Origin of the sequence: Mucilaginibacter dorajii, from assembly GCF_024808255.1 — a bacterium.
In the GTDB taxonomy this organism is placed as follows: Bacteria; Bacteroidota; Bacteroidia; order Sphingobacteriales; family Sphingobacteriaceae; genus Mucilaginibacter; species Mucilaginibacter dorajii.
This window is the reverse complement of record NZ_JANTYS010000001.1, coordinates 404,819-417,871: the sequence shown is the minus strand read 5'-3', so window position 1 is coordinate 417,871 and position 13,053 is coordinate 404,819. Positions and strand designations below refer to the sequence as shown.

7 protein-coding genes are annotated in these 13,053 nt (G+C 42.1%); 5 read left to right on the top strand and 2 right to left on the bottom strand.

Going from position 1 to position 13,053, the window contains the following annotated elements:
• Positions 1 to 7: 7 nt before the first annotated feature.
• The 5 genes from FHS10_RS01385 (at position 8) to FHS10_RS01365 (ending at position 8,367) form a co-directional block, all read left to right on the top strand.
• Positions 8 to 3,019, top strand: a complete 3,012-nt coding sequence (locus tag FHS10_RS01385) for a SusC/RagA family TonB-linked outer membrane protein (RefSeq protein ID WP_259086933.1) — start codon at positions 8 to 10, stop codon at positions 3,017 to 3,019.
• A 19-nt stretch (positions 3,020 to 3,038) separates the two neighbouring features.
• On the top strand, positions 3,039 to 4,349 hold the full coding sequence (locus tag FHS10_RS01380) for a RagB/SusD family nutrient uptake outer membrane protein (protein ID WP_259086926.1): 1,311 nt from the start codon (positions 3,039 to 3,041) through the stop codon (positions 4,347 to 4,349).
• Between the two features lie 54 nt (positions 4,350 to 4,403).
• Positions 4,404 to 6,224 carry a serine hydrolase domain-containing protein gene (locus FHS10_RS01375; RefSeq protein ID WP_259086925.1) on the top strand — a complete coding sequence of 607 codons (1,821 nt, stop codon included), beginning with the start codon at positions 4,404 to 4,406 and terminating at the stop codon, positions 6,222 to 6,224.
• A gap of 123 nt (positions 6,225 to 6,347) precedes the next feature.
• A complete protein-coding gene (gene murQ / locus FHS10_RS01370) occupies positions 6,348 to 7,166 on the top strand; it encodes an N-acetylmuramic acid 6-phosphate etherase (protein WP_259086924.1) in 819 nt (272 codons plus the stop codon).
• A gap of 64 nt (positions 7,167 to 7,230) precedes the next feature.
• Complete coding sequence (locus tag FHS10_RS01365; RefSeq protein WP_259086919.1) at positions 7,231 to 8,367, top strand: dipeptide epimerase; 1,137 nt, start codon at positions 7,231 to 7,233, stop codon at positions 8,365 to 8,367.
• 72 nt (positions 8,368 to 8,439) lie between these two features.
• Here the strand turns inward: FHS10_RS01365 and FHS10_RS01360 are convergent, their stop codons facing one another.
• Both FHS10_RS01360 and FHS10_RS01355 read right to left on the bottom strand, forming a co-directional pair.
• The gene (locus tag FHS10_RS01360) at positions 8,440 to 11,379 is read right to left on the bottom strand and encodes an FAD-binding and (Fe-S)-binding domain-containing protein (RefSeq protein ID WP_259086917.1); all 2,940 of its coding nucleotides are present in this window, start codon (positions 11,377 to 11,379) and stop codon (positions 8,440 to 8,442) included.
• Positions 11,380 to 11,409: 30 nt separating this feature from the next.
• Positions 11,410 to 12,924, bottom strand: a complete 1,515-nt coding sequence (locus tag FHS10_RS01355; RefSeq protein ID WP_259086912.1) for a sodium:solute symporter — start codon at positions 12,922 to 12,924, stop codon at positions 11,410 to 11,412.
• Positions 12,925 to 13,053: the final 129 nt, after the last annotated feature.

Sequence of the window (13,053 nt, the reverse complement as noted above, 5' to 3'; positions counted from 1 at the left end):
GCGTTGTATGAAAAAAGTGTTACAAACCTTTAAAAAAGGGCGGTATCTGTTAGCGATGCTCGTTCTGTTGTGTTTCGGGCAGTTTTCCTGGGCACAGAACTCCAAACAAACAATTAAGGGCGTTATTGTGGATGCCCGTAATAAAGAACCCATGCCTGGTGTTGTGGTAAGATTAGTGGGCACAACCTACGGAACGGCGACCGACATTAACGGTGCCTACACCCTTAATCTGAATGTTAAGGATGGCACTTACACCGTTATGGTCACGTTTACCGGGTATAAGCCTTATACTCAAACGGTAACTTTAAATCAGAATGCAGTTAATTTAAATGTCAGTTTATCTGAAGATGCACTTAGCCTTAACGAGGTTGTTGTTACCGGCACAGCGGTTGCTACCAGTAAAAAACAACTGGGGAATGCCATATCAACCGTATCCGGTAAGGATCTGCAAAACGGAGCGGCGACCTCAATAGATCAGGCCATGGCTGGTAAGGTTTCAGGCGCGCAGATCTCTCAAAACTCTGGTAATCCCGCTGGGGGCATCAGCGTAAGACTGCGAGGTAACAGTACGATATCTGGTTCAAGCGACCCGCTTTATATTGTCGACGGCGTTATTGTAAATAACAGTTCAGATCAGCTGGTTGATTTAGGGGGCTACTCGCAAAACCGACTGGTGGACATTAACCCTGCCGACATAGACCGGATTGAAATTATCAAAGGTGCCGCCGCATCCGCTATTTATGGTTCAAGGGCAAGTAATGGTGTTGTTCAGATTTTTACAAAAAAAGGAAAATCTGGTAAACCGGTGATTGCTTTTTCAACCCAGTTTCGTGATAACTCCTTGCGTAAAAAATTAGATTATAACACCTATCCATTCCGTTTTGCTAATACCATAGCAACGGACCTAACCCAGGTACCTGTAGAGCGTTATGACTTGCAGAAAATGATTTTCAGAAATGGTATCGGATCTGAAAATAATATCTCTGTTTCCGGCGGAACAGATAATACCCAATATTACATGAGCGGTTCGTATTTAACCAATCAGGGTATTATTCAAAACAGCGATTTTAAAAGAGGTGGCGCACGTATAAGGGTTGACCAACGTTTTAACAACTGGATTAAAGCCAGCTTTGGTTTAAACTATGTATTAAGCGGCAGTCAGGAAATCCCTAACGGAGGTATCAATGAGGCCTACGGAGCTTTAACAGGCTTTATTTTTGCCAATAACTATATCAATCCGGCTGCAGATCCTGTTACTGGCATTTATCCCTCTGTTGCACCAACCAGCATTTTGTTGCGTACCAATCCATTAGAAGCTATCAACAGGTTTAATTTTAGCCAGAAAACAAGTCGCGTAATCGGCGATTTTCAGTTGAATATGACACCGACAAATAATCTGTCTATCAATTATACTTTGGGCTATGATAATTCTACTCAACTGGCACTTGGTTTTATCCCGGTGAATAATACAACACCAACCTACAATACAGGTTATTCCAGAAGGGCTGACAGAATTGATCTGTTATTGAATAATGATCTGAATATTGCTTATAAGGCTAAAATTGGTTCATGGCTGACATCCGCAACCGGTTTGGGCGCTACGGCACAAACAGAGCGTGTAAATTCATCATCCATTACCGGTACACAGTTGAGCCCAGTAAGCCAGGTGGCATCTGCTGCTGCCACTATTGCTTCACTTGAAAGCCGCTCTACCTTAAATATACTTGGTTTCTATTTACAGGAAACTTTAGGTTTCAAAGACCGTTTATTTATTACCGGCGCTATTCGTAACGACGTTTCGTCGTCTTTTGGAGTTAACAACAGGTGGCAGTATTATCCTAAATTAAGCGCAAGTTACTTGCTGTCTGAAGAAGATTTCTGGAAAAAATCTTCACTGGCTTCGGTTATTCCTACCTTGAAGATCAGGGCCTCATATGGGCAGTCGGGTAACTTAACTGCTATCGGTGCCTATGACCGTTTCAGCAACTACACTTCCGTGTCGCTGGCCGGTTTACCTGGTATAACTGCACCATCGCAGTTAGGCAATGCTGATGTTAAGCCGGAGCGCCAGACGGAGAAGGAAATCGGTATCGATGCATCATTCCTGAATGATCGTTTAGGATTTGAATTTTCATATTATAACAAGGGCGTAAAAGATCTTTTATTGCCGGTTACACTTAGGCCATCAAGTGGTTACCTGACCCAATATCAAAATATTGGCGATATGACCAATAAAGGTATCGAGTTATTGGTAAGAGGCACCCCTATTCAAAACTCCAATTTTAAGTGGACCTCTACCATTATCTTCTCTCAAAATAAAAACAAGGTGTTTAATATACCAGGTGGTGTCGTAACCTTCCCTGGTGGTTTTGGTCAGGTAGCCGCGGTCAACGGCTATTCATTAGGCGCATTTTATGCTACTTACTTTGCCCGAAAACCGGATGGATCACTGCTATTAACTGCTGCAGGTTTGCCGCAAACAGAAAAAGTTGGTCGTGATGCGAATGGCCAGCCAATTGGTGCAACCAAATTAAAAGTAATTGGAGATCCGAATCCAAAATGGACCGGATCATGGACTAACGAACTCTCTGTTGGAAAAAACTGGTCTTTCCGCGCGCAATGGGATGCATCTATCGGCGGCAAGGTATTTAATTTTACCAAAAGGGTAGGCAACAGGGATCTGTATGGTGGACTGGCAGGCTACGAGGCGGAATTAAAAGGACAAGTACCTAAAGGAACTTCCGCAGCGTTATACTCGATTATGGAAAACTGGATTGAAGACGGTTCGTATGTGAAATTGCGAGAGCTTTCGGTTTCTTATGACCTAAGGATCCGTGCTTTAAACAATAAGCCATTACGTATCAGCTTGTCAGGCAGGAACTTGTTTTCTATTGATAAATATAGTGGGTATGATCCTGAAACGAATGCTGCCGGTCAAAGTACTGCTGTACGCGGCTTTGATTTTGTAGAGGTTCCGATTCCGAGGACTATTGCTTTAGGACTTAACTACACCCTTTAATTACTCAATTTTTTACATCATGAAAAGAAGACTTAATTATAAATATTTAATTGTTGTTTTTACGCTGATAGCTTCGTCCTGTAAACTGGATCAGGTAAATCCAAACAGCGCAACGGATCAGAATGCGTTAACAACCCGGGATGGGATCATCGCCCTTAGTATTGGTTTGCGTCAATTTTATTCAACAACCGGTTTAAGCAATACTTTGCTGATGCCATCCGTAACCAGTCGTGAAACAAAAGGCATTGCCACTTTTACCACTACTATTGAGCTGGAAAATGGAGGAACAGCTTTACCAACTGCTAATGCTGGTGTTCTGGGCTATTGGTCGGCTATGCAGCGGGAGATGGCCATGTGCGAAAATGTAATTGACAATGCTCCCAAGATTACTACTCTTGAACCTGGTTTGCTTAGTGGTATCATGGCACAGGCATATTTATTTGAAGCCACCAGCCTGGCCGAACTGGCAATGGCATTTCCTGAGGCAAACCTGCGCACCAATACTGCCGCTCCGGTAACATTTGTGCCGCGTGCACAGGTTTTTACAGAAGCCATCAGGTTGCTCGATCTGGGTATTGCTACGCTAAATGCTAATGCAGCATCGGGATCATTTACTACCTTGGTTGCCGGTACAGATTTTGATCTGAAGAATACACTTTACGCCTATAACGCCCGTATTAACCTTATGGCGGGTAATTATCAAAAGGCCTTGGATAATGCTAACCTGGTAGATTTATCAAAAACATCAAAATTTACTTATACCACACTTAGTGCTAACCCGCTGTATACCCTTTTTCAAATTACCAAGTCATACCGTCCGCGCGCAAATTTCGGCTTGCCGGCTGGTTTGTTTGATGCAGCAGACCAACGTCTGAGTTTTTATTTTGCTGCGCCTAATGCAACGGTTAGCGGTGATGTGGTTACATCGCTAACCGGTTTCTCAACAACACAAACTACCGCTATTCCGTTATATTTAACTGATGAAATAAAACTCATCAAGGCTGAAGCTACATTGCGGCTTAATGGTTCATTAACTGATGCTTTAGCCTTAATTAACGCGGTGCGTACCCAAACCTCCGGCGACCCGTTTGGCGTTAATGCTGGTTTACCTGCATACAGCGGGGCAGTTACCAATGCCGATTTGTTATTGGAAGTTTATAAGCAGCGTTGTGCCGAACTTTATATGAGCGGTTTAAAATGGGAAGATACCCGCCGTTTTAGTCGTCCTGCGCCACCGGCAGATGTTAGCGAGCGTAATCGTGTATTTTATCCATTCCCTGACCAGGAGCGGACTAATAATCCAAACACTCCGGCAGATCCGGCAATATAATTTTACACAAACATTAATGGGGAGTATTCTAGCTTCCCATTATTATTTAACCCGATGATGAAAAAGCTATTCGCTGTTTTGCTTGTTGTTTTTACTACTGCAACGTATGCGCAAAATCACGCAGTTAACCTTAAAAAGGCGGCCCAGCTCCTTGAGGCCGGAAAAAATGTTGTATTGCTCAATAATGCGTTAAGTATTGTTCCTTTAACTGACATTAAAAGTGCCAGCATAGCCAGCGTACATTTCAACTATAATCAACATGCTGTATTTGATAGTATTGCCAATAAATATCATGTTGTTGCAGGCTTTGATGCTGATACTGTTCAATATATGAAAGGTTTTATTGAATTGCACGATATGTTGAAATTCTATAACACGGTACTTATTGAGTTATCCGCGTCAACAAGATTTACACCATTGCTGCAAAGCTTTATCGCCGATTTGGAAAATGGCCGCACCGTCGTGCTGGTTATGGCTGGTAACGGTAAAAACCTGGCACAATTTGATAAAGTTAAGTCTCCCGTAATCTGGTACAAAAATGATACTAACGATGGCGCTTCTGTTGCCGCACAATTGGTTTTTGGCGGAGTAGCGGCAAGTAACCGTTTGGACAATAATTATAGTGGCATTTTTACAAAAGGGGCTGGTTTTGTGACACAAAAAACTCGTCTTGGTTATTCAGTGCCTGAATCGGTATTCGTTAACAGCGATCTGCTGGAAAACGTTGATTCGATATTAAATGCGGGTATTGCAACACATGCGGCACCCGCTGCAGTGGTATTGATGGCTAAGGATGGTCAGGTGATCTTTAGTAAAGCCTACGGAAAGCATACCTATAACGGTAATGATATAACCAAGCCTGATGATATCTTTGATATGGCGTCGGTAACAAAAGTTACTGCTACGGTACCATCTGTTATGCGTTTGTATGAAAAAAAACTGATTGCTTTAGATGATCCCATCAGTAAATATGTAGCGGTAACGCGGAATATTCCGGATAAAAGAGATCAGCAAATTAAAGAAGCTTTGCTGCACGAAGCCGGCTATACCCCCTATATTAAGTTTTACGAGCAACTCAAACCGACGGATCTGAGCGCAGATTCATCTGCGGTTTATCCGACTAAAGTGGCAGATCATTATTATCTGAGAGCCAATTATTTTAATGAGGTGATGTGGCCTGTTACGCTGAGGTCAAAGGTCGACACCCGTGGTAAGTTTGTGTACAGCGATATCAGTATGTATATGATGAAAGAAGTAGTGGAGGAAGTGACGCATCAAAAACTGAACGACTATGTTTTGAACGAGTTTTATTTGCCATTAGGTATGCAGGCTACGGGCTTTTTACCACGTAACCGCTTCAATAGATCGAGAATAGTGCCAACAACAGAAAATGATAACTGGTTCAGGAATATGCTGGTACAAGGTTATGTAAATGATCCCGGATCGGCGATGGCCGGTGGTGTTGAAGGCCATGCGGGATTATTTGCAAATGCTAATGATATGGCGATTTTTTATCAGATGTTATTAAACCAGGGTTCTTATGGCGGGCAAAAATATTTTGATGCTGCTACAGTTAATTTATTTACTTCACGGCAATCCAAAACATCGCAACGTGGCCTGGGGTACGACCGGCTCAATGAAAAGCAATTGTCAGAAACGTATCCGTCTCAACAGGCTTTCGGGCATAGTGGTTATACAGGTACTTATGTATGGGTAGATCCTAAATACAACATGGTTTATATCTGTTTAACCAATCGCGTTTATCCTGATGATGGGAAAACATATGGTAAATCAAAAGTGAATATTCGTGCAGAAGTGCTTGATGTGTTTTACAAGGCCGTGTTAAAAAGCGCAGGCCAGTCTTTTTTAAAGTAAACATGTGATAATCCTCATTAGGAAATTAAACAATTTATGTAAGTTTGTGCGTTTTTGTGCGGTTACAAATTTAATACTGCACAAAAATGCACATTTTATCATAACTTAAATATTTATAACTCTATGGAATTAACCACAGAAAAGGATTCAAACTACAAAAATCTTCATGAACTATCGCTTTACGATATATTAGAGAACATAAACACAGAAGATCAGACAGTTCCCAGGGCGGTTAAGCAGAGCCTCACCCAGATAGAAGCATTAGCTGCAGCCACTGTCGAAAAAATGAAACAAGGTGGACGTCTTTTTTACATCGGAGCAGGAACCAGCGGCCGCTTAGGGGTGTTGGATGCGTCAGAAGTTCCGCCAACATTTGGCGTAACCCACGAGCTGGTGATCGGCATTATAGCCGGTGGAGATATCGCTATCCGAAAAGCAGTTGAAAATGCAGAGGATAACATAGACCAGGCGTGGAAAGATTTATTAAATTATGATATTAACAGTAATGATGTCGTTGTTGGCCTTGCGGCATCTGGCATTACGCCTTATGTGTTGGAAGGTCTTAAAGCCGCTAACGCTGCCGGTATTATTACGGGATGTGTGGTTTGTAATAATGGGAGCCCCATTGCCCTTGAAGCACAATTTCCTGTTGTTGTTATTGTAGGTCCGGAGTTTTTGACTGGCTCGACCCGGATGAAGGCCGGTACAGCACAAAAACTCGTACTTAACATGCTTACCACCTCTGTAATGATTGCGCTTGGCAAAGTAAAGGGAAATAAAATGGTGGATATGCAGTTAACCAATAGCAAATTACATAAGCGGGGAATAGGTATCATTATGCAGGAAACCGGAGCCGATCAGAAAACCGCCACCGATTTGTTAGCAAAATATGGGAGTGTAAGGCAGGCTATAGATGCCATTAATCATAACGAATCCCAATAAAATATTTACAGGAGCAGTGCAGCAAATTTATAGCGCAGCATTATTATTTCACACCCTACAAAGCATGAAAAATAGAAGACAGTTTATTAAAGAGTCGGCGATTGCAGCCACACTTACTGCGGGCTTAGGTTCGCATACATCGCAGGTATTTGCAACTGGTCGTGATGTGTATTCTGGTAAAGGTAAATTGAAATTAACTTTTAAGCCGTACACGTTACAGTTAAAGCATGTTTTTACTATATCTACCAGTTCGCGCTCTACTACGCCGGTTATGCTTACCCAAATTGAATATAATGGTATTATTGGTTATGGTGAAGCTTCCATGCCGCCATACCTGGGCGAGTCGCACGAAACAGTGACAAGGTTTTTGTCGAAGGTGGATCTGTCTGGATTTGACGATCCGTTCGAACTGGAAAATATTTTGGCCTATGTAGATCAGATCGCGCCAGATAACCGCGCGGCTAAAGCTTCTATTGATATTGCCTTGCATGATCTGGTAGGCAAAATCATGAAGCAGCCATGGTATAAGATATGGGGGTTGGATCCATCTGAAACACCAAACACGTCATACACCATCGGTATAGATACGCCCGAAGTGGTAAGACAAAAAGTTAAGGAAGCTGCCCCATACAAAATTTTGAAAGTGAAGTTGGGGCGCGATACTGATAAATTAATGATCAGTACCATTCGTGAAGTAACTGATAAACCAATCTGCGTAGATGTAAACCAGGGCTGGAAAGACAGGAACTTTGCCTTGGATATGGCCCATTGGCTGCACGAACGAAATGTTGTATTTCTTGAGCAACCTATGCCTAAAGAACAAATAGATGATATGGCATGGCTAACCCAAAATAGTCCGTTGCCAACCATGGGAGATGAGGCTGTCCAACGGTTGGATGATGTGCTAAAAGCCTATCATGTGTACAGTGGGATCAACATCAAGCTCATGAAATCTACCGGGATGCGCGAAGCGCATAAAATGCTTACGTTAGCCAAAGCTTTAAAAATGAAAGTGATGATTGGTTGTATGACAGAAACCTCATGCGCTATTTCTGCAGCAGCGCAATTAGCCCCGATGGCCGATTGGGCCGATCTGGATGGTGCCTTACTTATTAGCAATGACGTTTATAAAGGAACAGAAATTGTTAATGGTAAAGTAACCCTGAATGCCCTGCCCGGTATCGGCGTACAAAAGACTTAATCTTTCATGTCCCATCCGTTCGATCAATGCAATCCTGGTAGATGTATGTGCCAGGATTGCATCGGTTCATCATCAAAATAGGGCATCATATAATATTTCTGCCGGGTGCAAGGCTATTCTTTGGGTACCGTCTTTGATCTGATGCCTGCAGCTTGTACCAGCAGCAGCAATGAGGGTAGTTTCGGGTTGTTTATTGACAGCCGGAAAAAGCACAAGTCCACCAATTTTCATGGAAACATCATAGTGCTCTTTTTCGTAGCCAAATGAGCCGGCCATACCGCAACAGCCCGAAGGTATCATCTCAACCTTATAATTACGGGGCAGGCTCAAAACAGCGCTGGCCATGTTCATATCAGAAAGTGCTTTTTGATGGCAATGGCCATGTAATACAACCTTTTTAGGCATTTCCGAAAAGGCGTCTTTATTGATATGGCCTGCCTCTACTTCACGGTAAAGCCATTCTTCAAAAAGATAAGCGTATTTTCCTACCTCAAAGGCCTTTTCTTTCAAATCAGTGCTTACCAGGGATGGATACTCATCCCGAAAGGAAAGAATGGCAGATGGCTCAATACCAATAAGGGGTGTTTGGGCGCTTATCTTCCCGTGGAGCTTATCAATATTTTGCTCTGCGCATTGCTTAGCCTGCTGGAGCATACCTTTAGAAAGGAAGGACCTGCCACTATCAACATGTACTGGTATGATTACCTGGTAGCCTAGCTTTTCTAATAACAGAATGGCTTTTTTGCCAACTTCCACATCATTATAATTGGTAAACTCATCGCAAAAAAAATAAACAGGCCCTTTTGTGTTGTTACTGCTGAGCTTCGATCTTGATTTGTACCAGGCTTTTAAGGTTTGGGCGGACACAGCAGGCAATGATCGTGCAGGGTGAAAACCCGAAAGATTGTTGATTATTTTGCGAAATTGCTTATTATGAATAGCCGCATTATAAAGCATAGACACTTTTGAGGCCAGTTTCATACTGTTGCTAAAATGACCGACCAGCCTGGAGCGGAAAGGTATACCATGCTGCTGCTGGTAATGATACAAGAATTCGGCCCGAAGTTTGGTCATATCTACCGACGACGGGCATTCAATTTTACACCCTTTGCAGGCCAGGCACAGATCCAGTACATCTTTGACCATATCTGCGGTTTTGCCATTACCCAGTATTGCCGGTTCTTCGTTCAGGTATTGCCTCAACATATTGGCACGGGCACGGGTAGTGTCCTTTTCGTTACGGGTAGCCATATAACTGGGGCACATGGTACCGCCCGTTATTTCCGTTTTACGACAATCGCCCGAGCCGCTGCATTTTTCAGTAAGCCGCAGCATGCCATCATCCTGACTAAAATCAAATAGTGTTTCATTTACTTTTTTTACAGATTCTCCTTCATAGCGTAAGTTGGCCAGCATAGAAGGGGTATTGGTAATTTTGCCCTGGTTGAATATACCCGCCGGATCAAATATGTATTTTACCTCTTTAAACAGATCGTAGACCCGGGTTCCCATTACATAACTGATGTACTCGCCGCGTAAACGCCCGTCGCCGTGTTCGCCCGAAAGAGAGCCCCGGTATTTCTTTACCAGGATGGCGGTTTCAGCCAATATCTGTTTAAATAACTGCCTGCCATCTTCCGTTTTCAGGCTAATCATAGGTTCCACATGCAATTCACCAGCACCGGCATGTGCGTAGGCCGAATAAGGGGTGTTATGCTTTTTCAATAAGAGGTCCAGGTCATGTATATAAGCCGGTAAATCTTCAACAGACACGGCACAATCTTCAATTAAATTTACGGGCTGTACATCCCCTTTTAAATTGCGGAGCAGGCCAAGGCCTGCTTTCCGGAGCTCCCAGGCTTTTTTGGTTTCTTCACCGGTGAGTACAGGGTAGGCATATCCCAGTGTTGCTTCTTCTAAATTTTGGATAAGTACCTTACATTTTTCCACTACCCTATTATGGCTATCATCAAAAAACTCTACCATTAGTATAGCATTGGGCTTGCCCTCTAAAAAGAACCGGTTAACCAACTGCCCCGGATTTTTAATGGCTTGTTCTAAAATTACATGATCAACCAGTTCAGAGGCTGCACAGCCCGATTTTACCGCGATCAGGTTGGCAAGCAATGCCTCATGCAGGGAAGAGCAATGAACGGCTACCATGCCCGCCACCTTTGGAGGCAAGGGCAACAGCTTTAGTTTAGCTTCCGTTATAAAACATAAGGTTCCTTCTGAACCGGCTATTAATGTACTAAGGTTAAATGGCTTCTGCTGCACCAGCATATTTACCAGGCTATCCAATGCATAGCCGCTGTTTCGTCGGGCTACTTCGGGCCGGGGAAAGCCATTAATAATGGCAGATTGATTTTCGGGTTGCTCAACCAGCCTCAGTATTTTATTATATATTCTGCCTTCTAAGTTCGCTTCGTTTCTTTTACTATATAGTTGCTCAAGGCTTATTTCTGAAAAAACTACTTCGCTGGCGTCAGCAAGCAGGGCGGTAACTTCCAGTAAATTATCGCGGGTGGCTCCCCATATCATCGAATGCAGGCCACAAGAGTTATTGCCGATCATGCCACCAATCATAGCCCGGCTGGATGTGGACGTTTCAGGGCCAAACATTAGGCCATACGGCTTCAAAAAAGCGTTCAGGTCATCGCGGATCACCCCTGGTTGTACCCTCACCCATTTTTCCTCTTCATTCACCTCTAATACAGCAGTCATATGTTTAGAGATATCAATCACCAGGCCATGCCCTACTACTTGCCCTGCTAATGATGTGCCGGCTGCACGTGGAATGAGGGTTAGTTTGTGTTTATTGGCAAATATAATAAGGTGCTTAATATCTTCCATATCCCGGGGCATGGCCACTGCAACAGGCTGTTCCTGGTAAACAGATGCATCTGTTGCATATACCGAGATTACAGCCCGATGGGTAATAGATTCATCATAAAATAGTTCTCCTGAAAAATACTTAGTAAGCTCCTGAAAATCAAATTTGATCGGGTTCATTTTTATTTTTTAATTACCGTGTGGTATTTATTATTGTAATGCAGGCGCAGTTGCGTTGTTTGATTTAGTAAGGAGCTTTTCTTTAAAACGACTGTTAACTAGTAATAAAAAGAAAGTTATTAATCCGTTAACCAAAATGAGCTCATTATCGAATACATAATCATTGAGCAGGCGCACAGAATTTATACTTAAAAAGTAACATATGACAGGTGAAATTACACAAATGACTGGCACTAATTTGTCGTTTACTTTTCTGCGTTTAACAAAAAGCCCAAAGGAATATAAGCCTAGTAAGGGGCCGTAAGTATAAGATGCTACTTTAAAAATGGCGTTTACCACAGCATCATTATTAATAGTGTTAAAAATAATTATTGTCAAAAAGATTAACCCGGAAAAGAAAATATGTACGTACTGCCTCGCCCTCACCATTTTTCTGCTGTTAACGTTTTCGCTTTTATTAAAATTTAGAAAATCAACACAAAATGAAGTGGTTAAAGCGGTTAATGCCGAATCTGTTGTGGCAAACGTTGCTGCTGTTAAGCCTAGCATAAATACTACTGCAGGCACAAGCCCTAAATAATTTAAAGCAATGGTTGGGTATAAATAGTCAGTTTTGGCTACAACTATACCATTACGGGAGGCATATATATATAAGAGTGCACCAACGCTTAAAAAAAAGATATTGATGACCACAAATACCGATATGAAACTAAACATGTTTTTTTGAGCTTCCCTAATGTTTTTGCAGCTGAGATTTTTCTGCATCAGGTCCTGATCCAGCCCTACCATGGCTATAGTAATAAATAAGCCACCAAGAAACTGTTTGCCAAAATGAAACCGGTTGCCTATAAAGTTATTAAAGAAAAAGATTTGAGAATAACTGCTTTGTTTTATAGCATCTGCAGCTTGAAAAATATCGAAATGCAGGCTGCGGCAGATGAAAAATATAGACAAAAATACTGATGATACCAGGAACAAGGTTTGTAAGCTATCCGTTATAATAATGGTTTTTAATCCGCCTTTATGGGTATAGGCCCATATCAGTAATAGGCATATAAATACAGTAATGCCAAACGGTATATGATAAAAGTCAAAAATGAACTTTTGCAAAACGATGACCACTAAATACAACCTGAAAGCTGAGCCAATGGTGCGGCTAATTAAAAAAATAGCGGCAGCCGTTTTATAGCTCCATACCCCTAAAGCTTCTTCGATATAGCTGTAAATTGAAGTTAATTTTAAACGGTAATAGAGGGGGAGCAGGACCGTAGCGATAATTACAAAACCAGCGGCGTTACCGAGCACAAATTGAAAATAGGAAAAGGCATCACCAGTAGGAGCTCCCACTTTACCAGGAACAGAAATAAAAGTTACCCCGCTGAGTGCTGTTCCAATCATTCCAAAAGCCACTAAATACCATGTTGAATTTCTATTAGCAATAAAAAAAGTAGAATTATCGGAAGTTCCTTTGGAGGTAAGGTAGGAGATGCCTATAAGCAAGGCGAAATAACCAATGATGAACGATAAGAGTACAAGTGGAGGCATAATATGTTTGATTAATGAATTAGGCCAAATTACTAAAATTTTAATCAAATATGCGTTTTTATGCGGTTATAAAATATAAATACAAGAAAAAACGCATAATTTCTTTAAATCAAAGCCAGACATCTGTCC

Coding starts and splice junctions, on each gene's coding strand:
- FHS10_RS01385 (WP_259086933.1), top strand. CDS start 8: ATGAAAAAAGTGTTACAAACCTTTAAAAAAGGGCGGTATCTGTTAGCG.
- FHS10_RS01380 (WP_259086926.1), top strand. CDS start 3,039: ATGAAAAGAAGACTTAATTATAAATATTTAATTGTTGTTTTTACGCTG.
- FHS10_RS01375 (WP_259086925.1), top strand. CDS start 4,404: ATGATGAAAAAGCTATTCGCTGTTTTGCTTGTTGTTTTTACTACTGCA.
- murQ (WP_259086924.1), top strand. CDS start 6,348: ATGGAATTAACCACAGAAAAGGATTCAAACTACAAAAATCTTCATGAA.
- FHS10_RS01365 (WP_259086919.1), top strand. CDS start 7,231: ATGAAAAATAGAAGACAGTTTATTAAAGAGTCGGCGATTGCAGCCACA.
- FHS10_RS01360 (WP_259086917.1), bottom strand. CDS start 11,379: ATGAACCCGATCAAATTTGATTTTCAGGAGCTTACTAAGTATTTTTCA.
- FHS10_RS01355 (WP_259086912.1), bottom strand. CDS start 12,924: ATGCCTCCACTTGTACTCTTATCGTTCATCATTGGTTATTTCGCCTTG.